Consider the following 23,011-nt stretch of genomic DNA (forward strand, 5'->3'; position numbering starts at 1 on the left):
TGTTTCGTTAGAACGGAAGCGGCGCATCAAAACAGACTGCTCCCGGCATTCGTCAGCGCTTCGTTGCATCCGCGAGCCGATAGCGATCCAGCACGACCGCACCAACGAGCACGACCCCCAGCACGATCATCTGATAGTTCGATCCTATCCGTAGAAGGTCCATACCATTCGCCAGCACGGTGATGAAGATCACGCCCATAAAGACACCCGTCGGCGAGCCCTCACCGCCACGAAGGGAGCATCCGCCGATGACCGCTGCTGCGATCGAGTTGAGTGGAAATTCACCGCCGAGCAATGGCTCGCCTGAGGACACCCGTGCGGTCAAAAGCCAGCCTGCGAAGGCGGTGATCGTCGCACACAGCATATAGCAAGCGATAAGATAGCGGTTGATGTGGACGCCAGCCACCATAGCAGAGCGGATGTTGGAGCCGATGGCATAGATGTAGCGGCCGAAGCGCATTTGCCGGACCAGTAGAAAGACGGCGAGCAGTGCTGGAAGTGCGAAGAAGAACGAGACAGGCAGGCCGAGGAAGAAACCAGATCCGATGCCATAGACGAATTCACGCGGCAGGCCGCTTACCTGCAGGCCCTGCGAGATAACAAGCGTCACGCCGCGGAAGATCGAGGCCGTCGCCAGTGTCACAATGAAGGCGTTCACCTTCAGCACCGCGACACCAAGCCCGTTTACTAGCCCGCAAATCAAACCCACGATGACAGTCGCGAGGAAACCTGCGCCAATAGCAAGACTGGGCGCTTCGGGATAGGCCAGCGAAACGGCAACCATGACCTGCGCCGATATGATGGAAGTCAGCGCAACGACTGATCCTACCGACAGATCGAATCCGCCAGCGAGCAGAACGAGCATCTGCCCGAATGCGATCAGCATCAGGAACACGCCTTGCTGCAGTATGTTGAGCATATTGGCCGAGCTGAGAAAGCGCGGATTTCCAAACTGGAACACGACGACGCAGACAACCAAGACGACCGGCAGCGCACCGAACGTCAAGAGTGTCGATACGGCATTGACGCTTGCCGAAGGCTTGATACCCGCCTGGGAGCGTATCAGAGTCATTGAAGATCCTTTTGTGGCGTATCGCCAAAGGCGTACGCGATGACGGCTTCCTCGTTGATCCCGTCTCCTTCCAAGCTCGCCGTGCACGAGCCCTCATGCATGACGTGGACACGATGAGAAAGATGAACCAATTCCTGGAGGTCGGAAGTGATGAGGAGGATTGCAGCACCTTCGGCGCACAGCCGTTGGAGTTGATGGTAGAAGTCAAGGCGGGCACCAACATCGATGCCAGCCGTCGGCTCATCGAACATATAGAGGTTCCGCTTTCGGCTCAGCGCTCGGCCGAGCACCACCTTTTGCTGATTGCCGCCTGAAAGCTCCTGAACTGCTTTATTGGGCTCAGCGGGTTGAACTTTCAGCCTTGCGAGCAGACCGTTCACAATCTTCGCGAGGACAGTCGTTCGCACGAAGCCGGCGTACGCCGACCCAGCTTCCCCGAGCACCTCAATTGCGATGTTTTCTGCTATCGGACGGTTCAGCGCGAGCGCCTCACCCCGGCGGTCCTGCGGCAGGTAAACCAACCCGCGTTTGAGCATGGCGGTCGGCGAATGAGCCTTGATGCTCTCGCCGACGAGCACAATTTCCCCTGCGTCAATCGCCTGCAATCCGAAGATCGCGCGGGCGACCTCCGCCTTACCGCAACCGACGAGCCCGCCAAGCCCGACAATCTCGCCGGCCCTGACCTCAAATGAGACGTTCTTGATCTTGTGCCCGGAGCAAAGCCCTTTCACCTCCAAGACAGCATGGCGAGGAGTATGCGGAATCTGGGGATAGAAATTCGCTATCTCCCGGCCGACCATCTCAGCGATCATCTGCTCGTTCGTCACGTCTGCCAGCCGATGAAAGCTCACAAAGCATCCATCTCGCAGGATTGTCACAACGTCGCCGAGGCGCTGGATCTCCTCCATACGATGGCTGATGTAGAGGATCGCCCACCCCTCTTTTTTCAACACCTCCACGGTGGAAAACAAATGCTCGGATTCGTCGTGGCTGAGGGTTGCGGTTGGCTCATCCAGGATCAACGCACCTGGTTTTCCGCCAAGTGCACGTACGATTTCCAGGAGCTGTTGTTCAGCGCGCGTTAGAGTGTCGACGCGTGCGTCGGGGTCGATGGCGACGCCGAGTTTCTCCATCGACCTCATCATCCCGGCGCGCATTGCGGCCTTGTCTAGAATCCCGCCTCGTGTTTTTTCTCGGCCAAGAGCGTAATTTTCCACCGCCGTCATCGAGGGCGCCAGGCCAAAGTCTTGCAGAACGGCGTTGACTCCACTCTCGCGCGCTTCCAACGGAGTAAGATCCGGGCAGGCGCGCCCGCACAGAATGCGGGCGCCTTCATTGGGCCTATTTGCTCCAATAAGTAACGAAACAAGCGTTGACTTGCCCGCCCCATTCTCTCCAAGAAGCATATGAACCTCGCCGCACCGAAGCGTAATGCTCACGTCCTTCAATGCGGCGAAACTCCCATAGAATTTGGATACGCCGGAGAGCGAGGCAAATACTTCGCCCTCCTGAAAGTCGCTAACGATGGTCATTTCTTGGTCGCTTCGACCGAAAATTCGACCTTGTATCCCGCTGGTGCAAACATGTCGGTCTTGCTAACCGATTTGATCGTATCCGCGGTCACCATCTGGGGCTTCGGCCCCGCACGCTTGGCCAGCAACTTCTGGCCCTGCAGCAGTCGCAGAACCATGTCCACAGCGAGGCGCCCTTGAAGAACAGTAAAGTCGGTGGGCGAAGCTTTCGTGGCTCCAGCGGCGATATCGTCGTACACCGGCGGGATAATATCGAACGCTGCGACGCTGACCTTCCCTCCTAAATTGGCGTTGCGAACTGCAACCGCAGCGGCCTGCGCGGCAATGTCGACGCCGACCAGCCAATTGAGCTTGTCGTACGTCTGTAGCGCGTTGTTGATCATGTCGAGCTGAACATTCAGGCCGGTATCGCCGCGCCGCGTCACCGCAATCTCGACCTTCGATTCCTTGATTGCGTCGTTGAAGCCGCGCACCGCGTCATCGGACCAGCCCGCTCCCTGCGGGCCCGGAAAGAAGCCAACTACCGTGGACTTTCCGCCAGACTGCTCGACGATGTATTTTCCGGTCTGGTAGGCGAGGTCGTAGAAGCTGACGAGGGCGTGACCGGAAACGCTCGGCTCTTTGACGCCATTGACGAAATCGATCACCGGAATGCCAGCATCCGTCGCCTTCTTGACCAGAGGCCCAACACCGTCAGCGCTGATCGCACCCAGAATGATGCCGTCGAATTTCTGCGCGATGCAGTTGTCCATCTGGCTGAGCTGGGTTGAAAGGTTCGTATACCCTCCGGCCTCGTAAAGCGTCATTGCGCTTCCAGCACGATGAATCTCAGCCGCGACGCCATAGTTCGCGGCAACCCAATAGCTGTCCTTGAGATGCGGGAAGAGTACACAGATGTTCCAGGGCTTCGTCACTTCCTCCCCGCCCAAGAGCTTCCAGTCGGCATCGGTCTTCTTACCCCCGTCAACAAGCTGCACAGGGAAGCTCGTAACCGGCTGCTGGCTTTGCGCGCTTCCCACAAAAGCGCAGCTGGCCAAAGCCGCAAGCACGCTCGTCCTCATCAGTCCTCTCATGTTCATTTCTTCCTGAAAGAGTGCGTTCTGTTGTTGTTCGGGTCTTCCGCCCGATTGTTTTACCGCTGAGCGGTATCGAGCACGCGGCGCATGGCAGCCGCGACGTCCCGCGCATTGGGCGGGTCCGAGTGAATGCAGACAGTTTGGAACGAGACGTCGAGGAGAGTACCGTCGACCGCTTCGACTTTCCCCTCTCGCACCGCCCGCTCGAGACGAGCGGCCGTCTTTTCGATATCGACCGCCGACTGGGTCCGCGGAATGATCAGTTCGCCGGCCGCGCCGTAAGAAAGATCAGCGAAAAACTCCGCTACGAAATGCGTCCCCACCGCCCTGGCCGCGCTCTCGTGAAAAGTGCCTGCCATTCCGAAGAGCGGAAGGTCGAATGTCTTCGCGGCCTCCGCCATTGCGGTGGCAAGCGCCATGTCGCGCGCGGCCATACCGTAGATGATGCCGTGTGGTTTCACATGGTTCAGGCTTTTCCCGACGGCGCGAGCAACACCAGCAAGAGCACCAATCTGATAGATGAATGCTGCGCGCAATTCCTCCGGGGACAAGCGCAGCTCACGCCGACCAAAGCCTTCACGATCTGGCAGTGAGGGATGGGCCCCAATCCTTTTTCCCTCGCAAGCGGCCAGCTCGACCGCCTGCATCATGGTCATGGGGTCGCCGGCGTGAAAACCGCACGCGATATTGGCGCAATCGATGAAGGGCATGATGCCGGCATCGTTCCCAAAGCGCCAATTTCCGTAGCCTTCCCCCATATCGCAGTTCAGCGTGACGCTCATCCCATTAATCCGTCTAGTGTTATAACAGAATGAAATCTGCGCTTCCTAAATTTTGATGTCAACTGGATTGTCTAGTGTTATAACAAAAAAATCTAAACGGAGTTGAGCAATGCGCCCAGAAAACGACCTCCTTCCTGAAGCTGTACAGGGGCCGGTCCTCACTCCGGTCTCGCGGGACATGCTTCACGAGCAAATCTACGACCGTCTGAAGCGGAATCTGATGATGGGCCGGTTCACGCCTGGACAGAAGCTACCGCTGAGGACGCTCGCGAAGAGTTTAGGAACAAGCCTGATGCCCGTTCGGGACGCACTGCAGCGTCTCGAAAGTACCGGCTGCGTCGTTTCAACAGCCAATCGGACGATGGCAGTCCCTCAATTCAGCCCTAAGCAGCTTCAGGATATCTGCACGCTACGTATCGTCCTGGAGACGACCACGGCGGAGCGTGCAGCTATGCTGCGATCGGACGATGAACTAGCGTCACTCGCCGTATTCGTCAGGGACATTGACCGCTCAGCGGAAACAAACAGCATCGATCTCTTCTTAGAGGCAAATTACCACTTTCACATGCTAGTTGCCGATATGAGCCGGCTCGCGTTCGTCCGTACCCTTCTGGAACCGCTTTGGATGCACATCGGCCCCTCCATCAGGCAGTCCGTCCCAAACGAAGCGTTATTCCAAAGCGCTGCCCGACGGCACAAGGAAGTTTATGACGCGATTGTCGTGCACGATCCAAAGAGCGCTGCTATCGCCATTAAAAGAGACATTTTAGATGGCTACAACTTCTGAGTCCGCAGCTCCTGTGCGGCAGCTTGAAATTTGAAAGCGACCGATGCGTCTTTTTTAACCAACGTCTTGAGTCATGAGGGCAATAGGCTGGCGACCTAGCTCGCCGATGCTGCTACCTGGATGGCTGTTGATGATCCTGGTAATGGTGTCGTCGGTAAACGGTACCCCTCCGGGAAGCTTTCAATTGCCGACATCTTCGGCTCGAACCGATTGCAAGGCCTAAGGCGACATAAGGCCATTTGGACCCATGCGACGGTCCGATGGTGGTGATTAGTCGCTCCCTGAAACCGAAATGATGTCGTCCTTGTTCCGGAATGTTCTCTCCTCCGCGGTACCGATCAATTATCACCCGGCCAGCGACCCACCAAGACTAGTAGTGTCTCAGTCGTCCTTCCATGTTGTACCGGAAAGTTGTCTCGCAGCAGATGATGTTCCTCATCGCGACAGGACGAGGGTGTAGCAATGACTGGCCTCTTTAATCCCTTGCATGTATCGCGTTTCCTTCAGTCGTATGACGTCGACGCCTTGGAAAAAGGCTTACGGCTCTCGATAGCAATCAATTTCGATGACTACATCGATATCGCACGCGCGGCGCCTACTAAAGGCCCACATACCCAAATTTTCGGCAGGATCGACCCGCACTCTGGCGCAAAAGAAAGACAAAGAGAGCCTGGCCGATGGGCTTCGTCTCTTCACCAAGCCGTTTGTCGCTCATCCGGTTGATCTCGGCTGGTTCGACGAACCGGGCATCCGCATCTTCGCGGCGGAGAAGAATGGTATCTTTCATATCTCGTACCACCCGGAGGGCGATCTCTATGCGCGCCCGTTGCACAATCTCATTCGGCGAGCCCGGGGTAAACACTAAACACGGGCGGTGCGGGCTGGCTGTAGAGCTCGGGGTCTCACTTAAGCCAGACCGAGATATGTGTTTGCGCCGTTAGGATCGGAGAGGATGAGCGAGTGGCTATTGTTTTCATTACGGGAAGTGCAGACGGTCTTGGACGCGCGGCGGCCGAGACCTTGCTGAGCGAAGGGCACAGAGTGTTGCTCCATGCCAGGTTAAAGGACCGCATTCCTGCCATGGGCGACTTTGCTTCGCGCGCCGCGGGTTTTGCGGTTGGCGATCTCTGCAGCGCGCGAGAGGTCAAAAGCATCGCCGATCAAGTGAACGCGATCGGTCGCATGGATGCAGTTATTCATAATGCCGGCGTCTACACCGAACGAACCCGTGGCTCGACCCCTGAGGGGCATCCGAACACGCTTGCCGTCAATTCCCTGGCGCCATACATGCTGACGGCTTTGATCGAGCGCCCGGCTCGGCTGGTTTACCTCAGCAGCGGTTTGCATCATGGCGGCGAAGGTTCACTCGGCGATCTCAACTGGACCAAGCGACCTTGGGATTGGGCGAGAGCCTACGCGGAAAGCAAGCTTCACGTCGTCGCGCTCGCCCTCGCGCTGTCGCGACGGTGGCCACAGGTGTTGAGCCATGCCGTCGATCCGGGCTGGGCGCGCACGAAGATGGGCGGCCTCGCCGCCCCGGTAGACGTCGACACCGGTCAGCGCACACAGAGCTGGCTCGCCGTGAGCGACGAGCCAGCAGCCAAGGTCAGCGGCGGCTATTGGCACCGACTTAGGCAAGAAGCGCCTGCCAACGAGGCGACCCGTCCGGAATTCCAGGAGCGGATGATCGCAGAGTTTGCCAGGCTGACCGGCGTGGCACTTCCTTGAAGGCTCTGGGATCGGGTACCGCGCGTTAAGCTCTGCCGCCCGAGAGCTCGGCGCATGACCGGCGGGGACTTATCCGGGCGCGTAGCATTAGCCTGATCACCCTGAGGTCGCTATCAACCGCAACGCTGAGAAACAAGGCCCTATGGAAACTCTCGAAGCTGCAGTCACAGCTGCCTGGGCGGCGATCGATCGTGAGCGGAGTTATGTGACGGAACTCACTCGAAAGCTTGTTCGGATTCCATCGGTGAATCCAAAGTTTCTGAAGGACCCGATCCAGAATCGCGAGGACGCGGCCCAAGACTTGATCGAATCGACGCTAAAGTCACTTGGAATGGCGATCGACCGATGGGACGTGTTCGCGGGCAGACCGAATGTCGTTGGTCAGCTAGCCGGCTCTGAGGAGCGCAGCCTACTCTTGTGCGGCCACATCGACGTGGTGCCGATCGGCGAGCGGAGCGCATGGACGATGGATCCGTTCGGGGGCGAAATTAAAGACGGTAGACTTTACGGCCGCGGCGCCATTGACATGAAGAGCGGTGTAGCAGCCGCCATAGCCGCGGTCCGAGGCATCAAGGCCGCCGGTATCGAACTTGATGGTCGCGTTTCCATCCATTCCGTCATCGATGAGGAAGCTGGCGGCTTCGGCGCCATTGATGCGGTGGAGCGGGGTCATCTTGCCAAAGCAGCCATCATTACCGAGCCAAGCTGGGGCAATATCCTGATTTGTGAGGGTGGCTTAGAATGGATCCGCGTTACCATTATGGGTCGACAAGGCCATTCCGCTTGGCGCTACAATGAAATTTGGCCGCAGCGCGACGAGCCTGATCGGTCGGCGCGAGCTGTAAATGCGATCGATATTGCTGCACGATTTCTGGACGCTCTTAGACACTTCGAAAGCTCGCGATGTCGCTATCGCCAGCATCCGCTATTGCCGCCGGGCATGAACACAATAAACGTAGGCGCGATGCGCGCCGGTGCGGGCCTCGGGCTGGATGGGTTGCCGCTCGTCATGACGAATCCTGCAATTATCCCGGACGTCGCGGTCATCGACCTCGACTACAAATTTCTTCCAAACCAAACGAAGGAAGATGTGCGGTCCGAGTTTGAAGCTTTTGTGCACCACTTCTGTCAGCAGGACCTCTGGCTCCAGCATAACCCGATCAAAGTCCAGTGGGAACTCAGCGGCCTGCATTTCCCGCCGATGAATACGCCATCCGATCATCCGATTGCACAGTCGCTTCTCAGGCGCCGAGCCCAACTCGGCGGCAAGCCGAAGATCACCGGATTCATCGCTGTCGCCGACTGCGCGCATTACGCCGGCGCGGGGGTGGACAGCATGATCTACGGCGCCTCTGGCGACGGTCTTCACAGTAGTGACGAGTACGTAGTCATCGCCTCGTTGGAGGAGACAACGAAAACTCTGGCCGCCGGAATAATCGACTGGTGCGGAATCAGATGAGTACATTTCTGGCCGAAAAACGTGCGAGCAGCGTTGCTGGGTAGACAAGACCGCGAATGCGATCGCCACGTTGCCGACGAGCCAGCAGCCGAAGGCCAAACGGGCGTTGCAGGAGATCTGGATGGCCAAAATTAAGGCCGCGGCCGAGCTGGCGTTCGACGCGTTCATCGAGAGCTACACGCCGAAATACGAGAAGGCGGCCGACTGCCTAAGCAAGGATCGGCACACGCTACTGGCGTTCTACGACTTCCCGGCCGAGCACCGGAAACACTTGCGGACGACGGATGAGATGGACAAGCGATTTTTTCTGCCGAGCCGAGGACTGCGAAAGTCGCTGCTAGTCCATTCTTTTGTTCGGTCGCGCTGCGGGCCATTCTTCCGTCCCGGCGACCGATCTCGCAGCCGCCGCGGGCAGGCGGTGAAGGCTGGTCGCACTTGCGGCCACCGCACGGGCTTGGCCTTGACCGGCCAGAGCACGACGGCACGCGGGCGTGGAACGGGACTGCATTCCAGGCGTGGCTCGACCTTGCCGTCAGCCGCGATTATGGTTCTCCGGCGTGAGCGACCTCATGGCGAAGCGTAACGCGTCCGCTGCAAGCGTCACCGGACTGCCTATTTTCTCCCGCCGGATTGAGGCGCCCGCGTGCCGGTTTTTGGCCGCCGCGCTTTCCATTGCGACACAAATCTCTCGTAGCTTTGCTCCGCCTGGGCAGCAATCAACATGTCGCGGTCGCGCAGCGCCTTGATGTTGTAGGCATAGGCTGGGCCGGGACGGCTACCTTTTTGTTGTGGATTTCCGGCTCGAAGTTGCACCACGCAGGTCTTGTCGGCGACCAGCGCTGGGCGCGCCCATAGGTAATGAGCACAGTGGGCTTGCGAGCCACGGCGACCGCGGCGATCTGACGGCCCCGCCGGGCGCGGATGCACACGAAAAAAGCATGCAGAGAACCGGGCGCGTTGGCTGCCGCCCAGGCCGCCTCGACCAGCGTGGCGCGCGCATGACTACGCCCGATCTTGCTGATACGGCCGTGGTGGGCCGCTCCCAGCCCGGACTACCGCACCCGCGGGTTCAGCCCGCAATAGCTCACCAGCTTCTGCGGGCTGTTGGAGCGGCAGACGTCGCTGATCGCCGCCAGGATGCCGGCAGCGACCGCCAGATTCACCCGGTTATCGTGATCAATCTATTGACCGCGGAATCCTCGATTGCGTCCTGCGCGATCTGCCGGTCGAGTAGCATAGGCCTTCCGCCAGCCAGTCAACCGCTCGCGGACGTGCCGATCGATGGCCGCTCGCTCATCGTCCGGCAGCTGTTGAGCAGCCAACCACGCCCGGCCGCGAGCGTAGAAAGGATCGGCATGTGGGAACTTTGGGATCAGGTGTGCGTGCAGGATCGAACACACCTCGTTCTTGAGCCGCGTAATGCCGCACGTTCTGGTAGCGCCGCGCCACCAGCCTGCGCTTGCGTTCGGTCTCCGCGTCAGGTGTCCATATCTGCCGTAGGTATCTCGCCGCCTGCAGACTGGCGAGCGTGCCAGCATCGATCTTATCGGTCTTGACGTGAGCCTGGGCGATCGCCTTCAGCTGCAACGGATTGGATAATCAGCCGCGCCACGAACGGCGCCAGCACTCGCGAGACCGCAATGATGTTGCCGGTCGCATTCGCGCACTATCTCTTCACTGGCCAGCAGCAGGCGTCTTGCCAAATCCCTCAGCGCGGTCCGCGTCATATCAACTCGGCCGGCATGGCGGAGCCAGCCGTTCTCCCAAGATACCACCTCCTCGAAGGTTCGGTAGACATCAATCCAACTTACCCCTTTGCAATTGCACCTGCTGCCAGACGCGTGAGCGGCGGGCGACACGACAACTACGGATTCGCGCTCTCGGCCCAACCGGGCGAGCCGCAGAGGCGGACAGCTACTAACTCGAGCTCTCGGCTCATCGTGTGTATCGGCCTGCCCGCACATCGTGCTGCGGTGCCTCTGTCCCGATGGTCGCACGCACCATACGCCACGATGTCGAATACCGCAGCGGAACGATGCCACCGAGAAATCTCATACCGGTTACCAATCCCATTGAAAGCACCTTCGCTACCTGCGACACCGCACGATCCGATCGAAGGGCTGCCTGTCCAACAGGACGGCGCTCGTGATGGTCTTCAAACTGCCTGAAGCCGCGCAGAAAAGCTGGCGCCGTCTCGATGGCCACAACCAATTTCCAAAACTCGTTCTCGGGTGACATTCAACGACGGGATCGAGGTCATCGACAAACCGACTGACCGTCAGCTCATAACCGCCGCAGCCCGACCAGCCAGGCCGTCACCACAATTTTGCGACAGCTCGCGCGCTGGAACTGCTTGGCGGCAGAGCTGATGCGGGACGCCGCAGTCAGAGCCTGCGAGGACTGTATTCTTCCGGTTGAGCGTGATCGGGGCGGATTGAGCGCGCGACTGCGTTGCTATCGAGCTCGATGTGGCCAGCACCGATAAAGCGCGTCAGCCCCTCCCAGCGTGAGAGCGCGTAACGGATGGGCATCACCAGCTTGCCCTTTTGGCTGATCACCGCAAGCTTTGCGCGCAGCTACCGGTCGAAAGCTTTCCCGTGCCGACCCTTGGGCTGCTGGACGAGACGGCGCTCCGTACCTTGCCCAGCCCTTGGGAGAAGAAGTGAGCGTGTAGCCGAGCAGCCTGCCCGAGCACGTTCACTGCCGGGTCTCCGAGCTCGACGTGCTCTCAGCTGAGTACCGCGCCATCGTTGTGGCGCAACTACCAACCCTGGCTGGGATGGGCCTCTTTTCGCAACATCAGAGTTCGTTATTGTCGAACGTAACGCCCAACAAGAATCCGAACTTTCGGCGGCAGCAAGCAGCCCACCATAGAGCCACAGGTGGGGCACTTATCGCCATAGAATGTGCCTCGACGCCTTTTCATGCAAAGTAGCAGAGGAAACAGAATGTTCGACAGATCGAACGAACTCGGCGCCTGGGACCGCGATCACCTCTTCCACCCAGCTACGCAAGCTGGCGCCCATGCGCGAGGTGAAATCCAAACGCGCGTGATCACCGGGGGTAAAGGAGTCTACATCACAGATAAGTCTGGCAGAACCAGCCTTGACGCCTTTGCGGGTCTTTTTTGTGTGAATGTCGGATATGGCCGCCGGAAGATCGCGGAAGCGATTGCAAAGCAGGCGAACGAACTCGCCTATTACCACGCATTTGTCGACCACGGCACAGAAGCCCCGATCACACTATCCAAGATGATCATCGATCGCGCGCCGGCGGGCATGAGTCGCGTTTTTTTCGGCCTATCAGGCTCGGACGCGAACGAGACAAATATCAAACTGGCGTGGTACTACAATAATGTGCTTGGCCGGTCGGAGAAGAAGAAGATTATCTCCCGCTGGCGCGGCTATCACGGCTCAACGGTCATGACGGGCTCGCTGACAGGCCTTGAACTGTACCACAACGCCTTTGATCTACCGCGCGCGCCGATTCTCCACACTGAAGCCCCGTACTATTTTCGTCGCGCTGATACGACTATGAACGAGGAGCAGTTCGCCCAGGCCTGTGTCGACAAGCTTGAGGACATGATTGTAGCCGAGGGTGCCAATACAATCGCGGCGTTCATCGGGGAGCCGATCCAAGGTGCTGGCGGCATAATTCCGCCGCCCACCGGCTACTGGTCGAAGGTGCAGTCCGTGTTGAAGAAATACGACATTCTACTCATCGCGGATGAAGTCGTCTCCGGATTCGGCCGCCTAGGGAGGATGTTTGGCTCCGATCACTACGATATCAGACCGGACCTGATCACAATTTCAAAAGGCCTGACCTCCGCGTACGCGCCCCTCTCCGGCGTCATCGTTTCGGACAAAGTTTGGCAAGTTGTCGTGAAAGGCTCCGACCAACTCGGTACTATCGGCCATGGCTGGACTTGTTCCGCTCATCCTATCTGCGCAGCGGCTGCCATTGCAAATCTCGAGCTAATCGATGAAATGGGCCTGATCGCGAATGCCCGCGATACTGGAGCCTATCTCCGGTCTGCATTGGCTGAGACGCTGGGCAATCATCGAAACGTCGGCGAGGTGCGCGGCGACGGGCTCATGGCGGCGGTGGAATTTGTCGAGGATAGGGATAACCGCATCTTCTTCGATGCGTCCAAAAAAGTGGGGGAGCAGGTCGCTGCCGCGCTGCTTGAGCGCGGCGTCATCGGCCGCGCCTTGCCGCAGGGCGACATTCTCGGGCTCGCGCCACCGTTGTGCTTAACAAGGCACGAAGCCGATATCATCGTCGAGAGCACGGTGGATGCAGTCAATGCTGTGTTTGTCAGTTGATCGAGAACCAGACAACGGTCCTTTTTAAGAACTATCGAAAGGCGCCTCACAGCCGTCCCCTTCTCCGTCGCTGGTACTGGAATGGAATATCACTTTCATAGCGGCCTGGTGCGAGGCGGCATTGGGGAAAGCAATTCGCGCTGCAAAAGGAGGGGAAGGGATCGCACCGACGATCTCGCGATTGCCAGGCGGGGGCGTCGTTGAGATCGGAGAACAGGGTCTCGTTGAGCATTTCGTCGCGCATCCGGCGGTTGAAACTCTCGGCTACCTCCTTGCACGGGGGCATGCCGTTAGAGGTGGACTCGGTGCCACGGTCCGACTCGATCATTCCCGGCTTGCCGCGTTGCTGTGCAATTGCCCTCAGTTCGCGGGTCCACGCGCCGCCCTGGGATCGACGTTGCCGGAACGGCGCCCGGGCATTCCTTAGTGACGTCGTCGACAACGCTGAGGATGCGAATGCGCTGGCCCTCGGCGAACTGGTCGTGAACAAAGTCCAGCACCAGCGTGCGTTGGGCTTGGCCTCCACCCAGGATCGGAGCGCGAGCCTCCCCGGCCCTGCGGCGAGCCCGCCGCATAGCCGGATCTGATTGATCCCCGACGGCTCGTCCTCCGGCCTCCCGTCCCAGCAGCATGAACAGCCGGCGGTAGCCAAAACGTAGCTGCTCGTTGGCGAGGTCACGCAGCCGGCCACGGAGAGCCACGTCCGAAGGACAGATGGAGCGATAGCGGATCATCTTCCGATCCGCGCCCACGATCGAGCACGCCCGCCGTTCCGACAGGCTATAGAGGGACTGCAGATGCGCGACCGCAGCGCGCTTCGCGCCTCTTTGCCGCCCTCCGTTTGCGGAAGAAACCCGCGACGTTCGCCCTTCAAGAATCTCGATCCGGACCTCGTTCTCGCCTTTCTCGATGAGCTCGAGGAGAGCCAATTCACCAATCGTCGCGCTGAGCCACCTATCGAAATAGGTAGTGTAACGATCCTGAACAATGCTTTAGCAACATGCGACTGAAAGGTGCTCCGGTGTTAAACGCAACAGCGCGTAGCAATGCAACGAAGAACGCGGTTGACCTACTACACGTCGCTAGGGTCATTCGGCATTATGATGTTGCCGCGTCCCAAAGAGGCATAAAGCTTTCGCTGGGGGATGACTTTAGAGAATACGTCTCGATCACTCAATCGACTCCGACCAAGGGGCCTACATCTCCAGTTTTTCGGCCTGACCGCTCTCCAATTGAATCCGGGGAAGGATTTTGGGTCGTTGGTCGTGACAAGGGCAACGAAGTTGCGGTTTTGCAGGCAGTTCGGCTTTACGACCTTTCAAGCAGTAACCTTGCAGAACACCTTGAATCTCTTAAGGCGTTTTACGCGTCGCCAACCCAACATGCGCATCCTCACGACAAATGCGTATCTATTGCAGAAGGTGCAAAGAGAATGACCGGGAAAGTCGCCTACCACGGAGATGTGTGGGTGCGCAGAGACTACCGAGGGGCTGGTATGACAAGTATTTTAGCAGGACTCGCTTTTGGCGTGTCTTTTGCCATATGGGCTCCTGATTTCGTGTGTGCACTCGTGGCGCACTGGGCGATCTATAAGGGCGTGGTCTCACGATACGGATATACGCATCAAGAGAGAGGCGGCTCAGCACTACAGCTCGTGGAAGAGGGAATTGTCGACGACGATTGGCTGGTTTGGCTCACCGGCGACGAGCTGAGAAGCCGCATATTCTCCGAAGAGAAAGCCGATCTGGGGTTAGGGTTGTAGTCAAGCCGCTGTTGGCTTGCCTCTGCTACGCGCGATGCAGTTGCTAAGGGACCGACGCGATTGCCGCTTGCGAGCATCAAATCTGCTCCATCACGCTCTCGGCGTCTGCTGGACCAACATACGACTTGTCGGGTGTTTCGATGGTTCTTTCCCGGCGTTGGCACAGCGTAATAGATAACCTTGATCTCTGCTATTTGACCACTGCAAGGATGAGAGAGTATGTCAAAAACACAATGCCCGGCCACGCGAGAGATTCCACTCGATCCGAGGAAGTCTGCGCTACTGTTCATCGACGTGCAAAACTTTTGCGTGCACCGTGATGGCGGTGAGTTCAAGAATGTGTCTGACACGGAGCTTGCAGCCAAGTATGGCTATTATTTCGATCGTCTGAGTACCATTGCGGTACCCAACATGCAGCGGTTGCAGGCGGCATTTCGTAGAACGGGCATAGAAGTGCTCTACACAACTATCGAAAATTTGACCAAAGACGGTCGAGATCGTGGGCTGAACTACAAGATCTTAGGCTTTCACGTGCCGAAGGGAGCATGGGACGGGAAAGTTATTGATCAGATCGCCCCCGGCGATGATGAAATCATACTGCCGAAAACGTCATCGAGTGCGTTCGTGTCCACTCAAATCGACTATTTGCTGCGCAATCTAGGGGTTAGGCAACTCGTGCTGGCGGGGGTCGTTACTGACGAGTGTGTCGAGTCTGCGGCCCGAGATGCCTGCGATCGCGGCTACCTCGTCACTCTCGTGCCAGATGCGTGTGCCACTTACAGCCAGCAGCGCCACGAGAACAGTTTGCGAGTCAGTGCAACTTATAGCCGCTTGGTCTCCACAGAAGCCCTAATTAAGGAGATCGGTGGCGCATTTTAGTCAGAGGCACCGACCAATAAGTGCCTTCGAGGAGGAATGCAGAGCGGTACCCCTCGCAAAGTAGTTGATGGGGACGCGGATCGCGTCTGGCGTGCATCGAGGCAGCTAAAAAGACGACCAAGCCGAGAATGATGTTAGAGCTGGCTCCGGAAATCTGGACAGGGCGATAAGTCGAGTTTCTGCCTGACGGCGGGCAGGATTGTCCCACGAATCAGGAGAGACGATGAGCAAACGAGCCCGCCGGCACGACGCACCGGCATTCAAGGCCAACGTGGTGTTAGCCGTGACGCTGGCCCAGCTGGCAGAGCATCGACGTGCACCCGAACCAGATCGCGCAGTGAAAGTCCCCAGCCTCAGGAAGCGGCGGCCGCGGTATTTGGCCCTGCAGGAGGCAACAGAACGACCGAGCCTGCCGTAGACGTGACAACGCGGCACGGCAAGATTGGGGAGCTGACGCTGGAGTACGATTTTTAGAAGGCGCGCGCAGCAAAGCTTGCTGAGCGCCAAGCGATGATCGCCGTGAGCACGACCTGCCAATCACGAAACAGGCGGAAGTTCTGAAGATCAGCCGTGGAGTGTCGATTGTCTACCACGTCCGGTATCGCCCGCCGACCTCGCGATCATGCAACGTCGACCGGCTGCATTTGGATGTCCTTTCGCCGGTTCGCGAATGTTGCGAGACCTGCTGGCTGCCGAAGGGTGCAAGATCGGCCGCCGGCATGCCACAACGCTGATGCGGCGGATGGGGATAGAGGCGCTCTACCTCCAGCCGCGGACCACTAGGCCCGAATCCGAGCACATGACTTGAGAAATAGGCGCTTCCCGGCGATCGATGAGAGTTAGAGAATTGATCTAACCGTCGCGATTGCTTTTCGTTCTCGCGCACACTTTTGGAGAGGAGGCACCGAACCGAGACCCACGAAGGCAAGTCACGCGCACAGGCGACTACTAGCGTTAATAGGTTCGTGGATTCGGACTCTCAGCTATTCAGGAGAGGCTGTTATGTTGGACCACGTGCAACGCGAATGCGTGCCGCCTCAGGTGCGACGACGCGTTCGTTGCGCTCGTACTTTGACCCATACGCGACTTCACATTTCGTCTCCGCGTACTTCTTCCCCATCAAACGGAGAGCGTGCAACTACATCATCCAGGCGGGAGACTCCCAGCTTTCCTTCAGGTTCTTGAGCCCAAGAGCGGTGATCAACCAGCAGCTCCGGAACACGCACCCCACCCGATCTGTTGCCAACATCAGGAGAGGCATGTGATGAGTGAATTCGTCGATCCCCTGTGTCGCTCTACCGCGTCTATCGTCTTTGTTGGTAGGAATCAGCAAGGTAACTGGGTCGTTCGAGAGAAGAACGGCGCGTTCGGCGGCCTGTTTGTGGACCGCGCCCAAGCCATCAAATTCGTGCTAAAGAGCGGGCATTCTGAGGCAGTCATCGAAATGTCGCCCGAACTCGAGTTCAATACTGCCGCCGAACCGTAAATCGCCTAATCGAGGGGGCGCGGAGGATCACTCCGACTGCGTGGAAGGATCGTGCGACTAAATTTGCAGCAGCGAGAGCAAGTGTCAAACAGCAAAGCAGGCTGCGAGTGAAATTGGGTCACGAACTTCCCCAGAGTCAAAGCCAACAGATAAAGTCGGACCCGATTTTACTCCCCCGTCCTTTTAGGCATATGAGGGGACTCACACGAATCTGGCCCCGACAGAATACTTACATCCCACGTCTTACCTGCCTCTACGCAGGGGAAAAGAAGTACTGCACGAGGCATTCGCCCGGGAATCCCGCGGAGTGCCAAAGGCATAGGGCGATACCTCTGCCATTAGTCGATGCCGGCCTGTCGGAGGATCGTGCCCGGGTCGTACGGTTCATTGATCATATGCCGATCACGACGACTGATAAGATCATTCGGAAAAATCTACCGCCAAATGGCCGAAGACGAAGCTCGAACGGAAAGCAACAGAGCGACCGTTTCTGGGCCATTGGGAGCTGCCAAGATTGCGGCCTTACCGCGCAAAGCACATGTCAGTGTCGGCCCTTTGGCCGGTTCGCAAGTACGTTTCTAATCGAAAAGCTGGAATGAATACGTGAGATGCCTGGAAGCGTCGAGAGGATCTCCTTGTGAATCCGCTCGAACTCGACAGCATTGGCCGCTTCCACCCGCAGGAAGTAATCCGCTCCCCCGGTCATGAGGTAGCACTCTTGTATCTCCGGATATTTGCGTACCGCAGCCTCAAATTTATTGAGATACTCTACTGTCTGCCGTTCCAACGTAATGTTGATCAGAACGGCAAGACCTTGCGAGTCGGCACCCGTCTCGACGAGTGCCGTGTACCCGCGGATGACGCCTGCCTTCTCGAGCAGCTTGATCCGTCTCAGACACGCCGAAGGAGAAAGCCCAACTTCCTCCGCCAGATTGACATTGCTCGCCCGGGCGTTCACGCGGAGCGCGCGCAAGATATTGCGATCTATGCTATCCATCGCGCTGTACGATTTATTCGAGAAGTTAGTAGATTGTTTGAATTTGTAACATTCCTCGAATAATCAAGCAAGGAACGCCCGGCACTTGCTCGAATATTGCGCTAACCCTTTCCTCATGGAAAGCCAAGAGACATTGGGCCGGACTGCTTCGAGGGCGGTGTTGGACGGGAAAGCGCAGGGCTTTCCGGGCTACATGACCGTCGATTTGGCCGCATTGCGCCGCAATTTTCAGCTCATTGCATCGATCGCGAATCCAGCTCGCGTGGCGGGAGTGGTGAAAGCCGATGCCTACGGCCTGGGTGCAATCCAAGTGGCGAGGTCTTTGCTTGCAGCCGGCTGCAAGCACTTCTTCGTGGCACATGCGGCGGAAGCTATTGTGTTGCGACCTCATCTTCCGGGGGACGTGCAGCTCTTCGTGCTGAACGGTCTATTGCCCGGCGCAGAGGCTGCTTGCGCGTCTGCCGCTGTCATACCGGTGATCAACTCCTTAAGCCAGCTTCACGGATGGCGCGCTCAGGCCCGCATGGAGCGTAGGCGTCTTCCTGCCGTTCTGCAGTTCGACACTGGCATGTCACGGCTCGGATTGGCGCCCGCGGAGCGCGCTGCGGTGCGCATGGAAATAGCGCAATCGCCGGAGCTCGAGATTCTCTACGTCATGAGCCATCTCGCCTCCGCAGATGAGCCTACCAAAGCGCAAAACGCCGCGCAGCTCGCAGAGATGCAGATCGTGATAAAGGAATTCGGGCCGATACCGTCCTGCTTCGCCAACTCCGCTGGCGTGCTGATGGGAAAGGACTATCACGGCTCTCTCGTTCGCCCAGGGATCGCGCTCTATGGCGGTGCGCCGCAGGTAAACGCTGTAAATCCGATGGAGCCCGTCGTGAGCCTCTCTATCGCAGTTGCGCAGACCCGCACGGTTCCGGGTGGTGCCATGGTCGGCTATAGTGGAACGCACGTAACCCACGACTGCACCCGGCTTGCCACACTTTGCGCCGGCTATGCCGACGGGCTCCCACGCAGCTTGAGCGGTCGCGGAGCTGTCTACTTCGGCGGTCAACGTCTGCCCATCGTGGGGCGAGTCTCGATGGACAGCATGACCGTCGACATCTCCGATTTGCGGGATGGCGCGCTCGATTTCGGAAGCTTGGTCGAAGTGATCGGTCCTCATCAGACCCTCGAAATGCTGGCGACTGACGCCGGCACGATCTCCTACGAGATCCTCACCGGCCTCGGTCATCGCTTCCAAAGAAGCTATTGCTGAACTTGTCCCCAGTCAAACAGCATCATCTGGCAGAACATTGGAGCAGATAATGAAAGTCACCGTTTTAGGCGCGGGCGTTATCGGCGTCACAACCGCATTTCAACTTGGAAAGTTCGGGCACGAAGTGGTTGTTCTTGACAGACAGCCGGGTCCAGCGCTGGAAACGAGTTTCGCGAACGCGGGGGAGGTTTCCTTCGGCTACTGTTCGCCCTGGGCTGCCCCCGGAATCCCAACGAAGGCCATCAAGTGGATGCTCATGCAGCATGCACCATTAATCCTTCGGCCAAAGCTTGATGCGGCCATGCTCTCCTGGCTCCTCCGCATGTTGTCCAACTGCACGGCGAGCCGATATGCGCTCAACAAGGGAAGGATGCTGCGCCTAGCCGACTACAGTCGCATGGCGCTTGCCGAGGTGAGAGGGGAGGCCTCCCTGAACTATGACGAGCGCATGCAGGGAACCCTGCAGCTGTTCCGAACTCAGCAGCAGCTCGATGCATCAACTAAGGACGTGAAGGCTCTTGCGGCAGACGGCATCCCTTTCCAGGTACTGGATCGCGATGGTTGTGTTCGGGCTGAACCCGCGTTACGCTACGTTCGCGACCGCATAGTGGGAGGACTTCTGACTCCGAAAGACGAGACCGGCGACTGCTTCAAGTTCACCAATGCGCTGGAGCAAAGAGCCTCAGCATTGGGCGTTGACTTCCGTTACGGACATATCATCAATGGACTGGACATCGATGCCGGCCAGGTGCGTGGTGTGATCACCGATCGCGGGACTATTCGCTCGGACGCAGTAGTTGTCGCATTAGGGAGCTATTCACCTCTTCTCCTCAAGAAGATCGGAATCAAGCTGCCAGTCTATCCTGTCAAAGGATACTCGCTGACAATTACAATCACCGACGTTTCCCGTGCCCCCGAATCGACGGTCATGGATGAGACATACAAGATTGCAATTACCCGTCTGGGAGATCGAATTCGTGTCGGCGGGATGGCTGAAATCTCGGGCTACACCAATGACCTCGTCGAAGCGCGTCGACGGACCCTGGAGTGTTCCGTGATGGATCTGTTCCCTGGCGGAGACCCCAAGAGCGCATCCTTCTGGTCAGGCCTTCGACCCATGACCCCAGACGGCACCCCAATCATCGGCGGGACCAGGATCAGAAATCTATTCTTGAACACCGGGCATGGCACTCTCGGTTGGACGATGAGCTGCGGTTCCTCTCGGGTCATAGCGGACCTTGTCTCGGGAAGAAAACCCGACATCGAAGCTGAGGATCTCGGACTAGAGCGTTACGAATAGTTCTGCGCCAAAGGAGCGCAGCCACGAGAAGGCGAGGCTCCCAACGGACGCATCATCATCGCGTGGACAATTATGCCATCATGGACGAGCGGGGAATCCCAGCAAGCAGCAGGTTTGCCAATTGATCCGCCCCATCGGGGCCATCGGAATAGTATCGCGGACGAGGAGGCGCTGAAGCAGTGCAAGCAAGGCTCCTTTCAAGAGAACCCTTAGTCAGAGGCAACCCCCGTAGCTTCGACGTGCCAGTGGAATTTCGAGCTCTGCGCTGGGCGATCGTCGCATCCCAGCATCGCAGCCTTCGCCAGGCGGCAGACACACTCAGAATCAAGCAGCCGACGCTTAGTCGCTCTCTTCGAAATCTCGAGCACGCCTTGGGCAGCAAGATCTTCCAGCGCACGAACGGCGGCACGCAACCAACCATTGAGGGTGAGGAATTCATCGAGGATGCCCGGCGCATCGTAGGCGCAACTGACGCAATGACCGCTCGCCTCAAGATCCGCTCGCGTGGCGAGAGTGGTCGGTTGATCATCGGCATTCACACCTCCCTCTCAGCCGGCAATCTCCGGGCCACTCTCCTCGAGCATCGGCAGCGCTTTCCCCATGTCGAGAGACAATTGGTCGACGGAGCGAGCGACCATCTGATCTCGGATCTCGCCAGTTCCGCTATTGACGTCGCCTTCGCGGCCGAGTCCGCATCCAAGATGGAGCGGCGAAGTCATTGTTGCTCTGGAGCGAACGCGTCGTCGCCCTCCCCGCGAACCATCCGCTGACATGTCATGATGTGGTTCACTGGGGTAAACTGAGGCGCGAACCGCTTTTGATTCGCCGACGAGCTGCCAAAATGGCGTGATGATCCCAAGCGGCCGATCGAAACCGCCGAGACATCGCTAACGTCCCGGCTCTGCGCTCATATGAATAGCGCAACGAGGAAGTCTGGTGGATGGGATTTTCTCCAGTTTCGTATCGAGGAGCCTGACGAAATCGTCGGTGGGCGAAAGGTCGACTTGGTTCCGGCCCCTAGCGCAGCGACGATCTGGATCGAAGGCCGCGAATACTCGCAGTATTCGTCTCTCGTTCCTATCGAATGCAAGCGCCTGCCCATCCCCGCCAGCGCAACCCGCGATGACCGCGAGTACCTTTATAGCGCTCATTCCTCGACTGGTGGCGTTCAACGTTTCAAAGCTGCCCATCACGGTGCCGCTCACGCGATCGGCCCCATGATTGGATACATCCAGTCTCGTGAATTGACTTCTGGGACGCAGATTCGCGCCTGGCTTCAGGGGTTGGTCGCAACTCCGGTCGATGGGTGGAGTCTGAATGATGAGCTCCGCATCACTAAGCGCGATACGGCGGCAAGGTGAGCGCTGCTGGAATCTATGCACCAGCGAAACGGAGGCCTTCCAGATATACAACTTCATCACCTCTGGATCGACATGGCTGCCCCGTCAGAGGGCACGACGCACTCGGCACAGCCTGCCCTATCGAGCTGACCTCCATCGCGATCCGAGCCTGAGAGCGCTAAGCGCTCATATTGATTCACGACGAAGCTGAGATCGAGAGCGGGACTACACATGCTCACACGGGGGTATTTCATTGGCGAGATCGTAGACGCCCTGAGCGACGTTGCGGGCCAGGTCTCGACCCGCGGTCGCCTTGGCCTAACCGACCTCAACAAGCACGCGGAGGACTTCTTCAAGACGATCCTCAACCATCTTCTTTCGATCTCGCTCGTCAATCTCAGCACCGATCGCAGCAATGAACCGGGACTTGTGGTGGTGGCTTCTCGCTCATGATCCGATCACCCGGCCGGAGCCTCGACATCGGGCGGGTTCATATAGGCTCGGAAACCGGCCAGATCCTCGTCGCTCGGATTCTCGGCCTCGGGAATGCACCGGATGGTCTCGGCGATGTCGCGACGCGTGACGTAGCTGATGATCGCGCCACCATTGCTCGGTTCGTACTCCATCGAGCCGCACCAGCGGTTGGGACGGGCAAGGCCCGGCGCGAACGCAATGGGCTTCTTGTTGCCCTTCTTGCTCACCTCGTGCTTCGCGAGCGCCACCCGGATGAACTCAAGCGTGGTGAAGCCCATCTCCGTCCGCCGCAGGTCGATGCGCATCTGCTCGACAAGTTCGGGCCGCTCCTGGGCATCTCGCAATTGCTGGGCGCGCAGTTCGCGATCGTACTGGCGATATCCCAAGTCTCGGTCGAGATGGGCAGCCTTGAGATCGATTCCCGAATTCTCGGCGAGCTTGATAACCTCTTCGCAGCGCTGACGCCACGTCCGCAATAACGTAGGCGGCATAGATCCACATCGGCGAGAGCGCGCCCAACAGCGCGATCTTCCCACGCGGAGGTTCCCGATGAGTGAGTGGTCGCACCGGGCCAGCAGATACGTTTCAACGGCGCGGCACGCGACCCGTTGTAAGTCCTGTCGCACGTTGGGGTTGTATGCCGGACCTCGGCGAGGCGCGGTGTATTCGGTCGCGCGCATGAGCTGGTGCGCTTAGTATGACGCGCATCACTCCCACAGGAACAACGCCGGTGCGTCCCGTTCGCGCGATC

At 58.4% G+C, this 23,011-nt stretch carries 19 protein-coding genes and 7 pseudogenes; 16 read left to right on the forward strand and 10 right to left on the reverse strand.

What is annotated here, in order from left to right:
- Window positions 1-52: 52 nt before the first annotated feature.
- The 4 genes from ACVIN2_RS15335 to pxpA all read right to left on the reverse strand — a co-directional run bounded on the left by ACVIN2_RS15335 (window position 53) and on the right by pxpA (window position 4,462).
- Window positions 53-1,072 carry an ABC transporter permease subunit gene (locus ACVIN2_RS15335; protein WP_438745946.1) on the reverse strand — a complete coding sequence of 340 codons (1,020 nt, stop codon included), beginning with the start codon at window positions 1,070-1,072 and terminating at the stop codon, window positions 53-55.
- On the reverse strand, window positions 1,069-2,604 hold the full coding sequence (locus ACVIN2_RS15340) for a sugar ABC transporter ATP-binding protein (protein WP_317245338.1): 1,536 nt from the start codon (window positions 2,602-2,604) through the stop codon (window positions 1,069-1,071). Before ACVIN2_RS15340 ends, ACVIN2_RS15335 begins: the two co-directional genes overlap by 4 nt.
- A complete protein-coding gene (torT, locus tag ACVIN2_RS15345) occupies window positions 2,601-3,665 on the reverse strand; it encodes a TMAO reductase system periplasmic protein TorT (RefSeq protein ID WP_456766212.1) in 1,065 nt (354 codons plus the stop codon). The genes ACVIN2_RS15340 and torT overlap by 4 nt, the downstream gene beginning before the upstream one ends.
- Window positions 3,666-3,736: 71 nt before the next feature.
- The gene (gene pxpA, locus ACVIN2_RS15350) at window positions 3,737-4,462 is read right to left on the reverse strand and encodes a 5-oxoprolinase subunit PxpA (RefSeq protein ID WP_456766213.1); all 726 of its coding nucleotides are present in this window, start codon (window positions 4,460-4,462) and stop codon (window positions 3,737-3,739) included.
- A gap of 109 nt (window positions 4,463-4,571) precedes the next feature.
- Between pxpA and ACVIN2_RS15355 the strand changes: the two genes are divergently transcribed.
- The 5 genes and pseudogenes from ACVIN2_RS15355 to ACVIN2_RS15375 form a co-directional block, all read left to right on the forward strand.
- Window positions 4,572-5,249 carry an FCD domain-containing protein gene (locus ACVIN2_RS15355; protein WP_438745942.1) on the forward strand — a complete coding sequence of 226 codons (678 nt, stop codon included), beginning with the start codon at window positions 4,572-4,574 and terminating at the stop codon, window positions 5,247-5,249.
- 565 nt (window positions 5,250-5,814) lie between these two features.
- Window positions 5,815-6,114, forward strand: a complete 300-nt coding sequence (locus tag ACVIN2_RS15360) for a hypothetical protein (protein WP_456766214.1) — start codon at window positions 5,815-5,817, stop codon at window positions 6,112-6,114.
- A gap of 95 nt (window positions 6,115-6,209) precedes the next feature.
- Entirely contained in the window at window positions 6,210-6,977 is a 768-nt protein-coding gene (locus tag ACVIN2_RS15365; RefSeq protein WP_438745941.1) for an SDR family NAD(P)-dependent oxidoreductase, read from the forward strand.
- Between the two features lie 142 nt (window positions 6,978-7,119).
- Window positions 7,120-8,436, forward strand: coding sequence for a M20 family metallopeptidase (locus ACVIN2_RS15370; protein WP_317245344.1), 1,317 nt, complete (start codon window positions 7,120-7,122; stop codon window positions 8,434-8,436).
- A gap of 16 nt (window positions 8,437-8,452) precedes the next feature.
- Window positions 8,453-8,740, forward strand: a pseudogene (locus ACVIN2_RS15375) (transposase); the annotation flags it as partial.
- A 308-nt stretch (window positions 8,741-9,048) separates the two neighbouring features.
- Here ACVIN2_RS15375 and ACVIN2_RS15380 read toward each other — a convergent pair.
- The gene (locus ACVIN2_RS15380) at window positions 9,049-9,252 is read right to left on the reverse strand and encodes a hypothetical protein (protein WP_456769889.1); all 204 of its coding nucleotides are present in this window, start codon (window positions 9,250-9,252) and stop codon (window positions 9,049-9,051) included.
- Window positions 9,153-9,599, reverse strand: a pseudogene (locus tag ACVIN2_RS15385) (transposase). Before ACVIN2_RS15385 ends, ACVIN2_RS15380 begins: the two are co-directional and overlap by 100 nt.
- Before the next feature lie 899 nt (window positions 9,600-10,498).
- Here ACVIN2_RS15385 and ACVIN2_RS15390 point away from each other — a divergent pair.
- Window positions 10,499-10,736: pseudogene (locus ACVIN2_RS15390) on the forward strand (IS256 family transposase); the annotation flags it as partial.
- Window positions 10,737-10,804: 68 nt separating this feature from the next.
- Here the strand turns inward: ACVIN2_RS15390 and ACVIN2_RS15395 are convergent.
- Window positions 10,805-11,012, reverse strand: a pseudogene (locus tag ACVIN2_RS15395) (IS66 family transposase); the annotation flags it as partial.
- A gap of 372 nt (window positions 11,013-11,384) precedes the next feature.
- Here ACVIN2_RS15395 and ACVIN2_RS15400 point away from each other — a divergent pair.
- The gene (locus ACVIN2_RS15400; protein ID WP_456766215.1) at window positions 11,385-12,761 is read left to right on the forward strand and encodes an aminotransferase; all 1,377 of its coding nucleotides are present in this window, start codon (window positions 11,385-11,387) and stop codon (window positions 12,759-12,761) included.
- Between the two features lie 289 nt (window positions 12,762-13,050).
- Here ACVIN2_RS15400 and ACVIN2_RS15405 read toward each other — a convergent pair.
- Window positions 13,051-13,579: pseudogene (locus ACVIN2_RS15405) on the reverse strand (DDE-type integrase/transposase/recombinase); the annotation flags it as partial.
- 182 nt (window positions 13,580-13,761) lie between these two features.
- On the opposite strand from ACVIN2_RS15405, the gene ACVIN2_RS15410 reads away from it, so the two are divergent.
- The 4 genes and pseudogenes from ACVIN2_RS15410 to ACVIN2_RS15425 all read left to right on the forward strand — a co-directional run bounded on the left by ACVIN2_RS15410 (window position 13,762) and on the right by ACVIN2_RS15425 (window position 16,888).
- A complete protein-coding gene (locus ACVIN2_RS15410) occupies window positions 13,762-14,523 on the forward strand; it encodes a hypothetical protein (protein WP_456766216.1) in 762 nt (253 codons plus the stop codon).
- A gap of 219 nt (window positions 14,524-14,742) precedes the next feature.
- Complete coding sequence (locus ACVIN2_RS15415) at window positions 14,743-15,402, forward strand: isochorismatase family protein (protein WP_438745937.1); 660 nt, start codon at window positions 14,743-14,745, stop codon at window positions 15,400-15,402.
- A 223-nt stretch (window positions 15,403-15,625) separates the two neighbouring features.
- Window positions 15,626-16,201, forward strand: a pseudogene (locus tag ACVIN2_RS15420) (IS3 family transposase); the annotation flags it as partial.
- Between the two features lie 465 nt (window positions 16,202-16,666).
- The gene (locus ACVIN2_RS15425; protein WP_317245349.1) at window positions 16,667-16,888 is read left to right on the forward strand and encodes a hypothetical protein; all 222 of its coding nucleotides are present in this window, start codon (window positions 16,667-16,669) and stop codon (window positions 16,886-16,888) included.
- A 541-nt stretch (window positions 16,889-17,429) separates the two neighbouring features.
- Here the strand turns inward: ACVIN2_RS15425 and ACVIN2_RS15430 are convergent.
- Window positions 17,430-17,885: an Lrp/AsnC family transcriptional regulator gene (locus tag ACVIN2_RS15430; protein ID WP_456766217.1), complete on the reverse strand. Its 456-nt coding sequence runs from the start codon at window positions 17,883-17,885 to the stop codon at window positions 17,430-17,432.
- Between the two features lie 115 nt (window positions 17,886-18,000).
- On the opposite strand from ACVIN2_RS15430, the gene alr reads away from it, so the two are divergent.
- The 5 genes and pseudogenes from alr (at window position 18,001) to ACVIN2_RS15455 (ending at window position 22,239) form a co-directional block, all read left to right on the forward strand.
- Window positions 18,001-19,146 carry an alanine racemase gene (alr, locus tag ACVIN2_RS15435; protein ID WP_456769728.1) on the forward strand — a complete coding sequence of 382 codons (1,146 nt, stop codon included), beginning with the start codon at window positions 18,001-18,003 and terminating at the stop codon, window positions 19,144-19,146.
- A 49-nt stretch (window positions 19,147-19,195) separates the two neighbouring features.
- Window positions 19,196-20,446 carry a D-amino acid dehydrogenase gene (locus ACVIN2_RS15440; RefSeq protein ID WP_456766218.1) on the forward strand — a complete coding sequence of 417 codons (1,251 nt, stop codon included), beginning with the start codon at window positions 19,196-19,198 and terminating at the stop codon, window positions 20,444-20,446.
- A gap of 245 nt (window positions 20,447-20,691) precedes the next feature.
- Window positions 20,692-20,817 (forward strand): annotated as a pseudogene (locus ACVIN2_RS15445) (LysR family transcriptional regulator); the annotation flags it as partial.
- Window positions 20,818-21,216 carry a LysR substrate-binding domain-containing protein gene (locus ACVIN2_RS15450; protein WP_456769729.1) on the forward strand — a complete coding sequence of 133 codons (399 nt, stop codon included), beginning with the start codon at window positions 20,818-20,820 and terminating at the stop codon, window positions 21,214-21,216.
- 801 nt (window positions 21,217-22,017) lie between these two features.
- Window positions 22,018-22,239 carry an SMEK domain-containing protein gene (locus tag ACVIN2_RS15455; RefSeq protein ID WP_456766219.1) on the forward strand — a complete coding sequence of 74 codons (222 nt, stop codon included), beginning with the start codon at window positions 22,018-22,020 and terminating at the stop codon, window positions 22,237-22,239.
- Between the two features lie 5 nt (window positions 22,240-22,244).
- On the opposite strand, the gene ACVIN2_RS15460 is transcribed toward ACVIN2_RS15455, so the two are convergent.
- Window positions 22,245-22,646 carry a hypothetical protein gene (locus ACVIN2_RS15460; protein WP_456766220.1) on the reverse strand — a complete coding sequence of 134 codons (402 nt, stop codon included), beginning with the start codon at window positions 22,644-22,646 and terminating at the stop codon, window positions 22,245-22,247.
- Between the last annotated feature and the right edge of the window lie 365 nt (window positions 22,647-23,011).

Source organism: Bradyrhizobium sp. USDA 3650 (genome assembly GCF_054057395.1).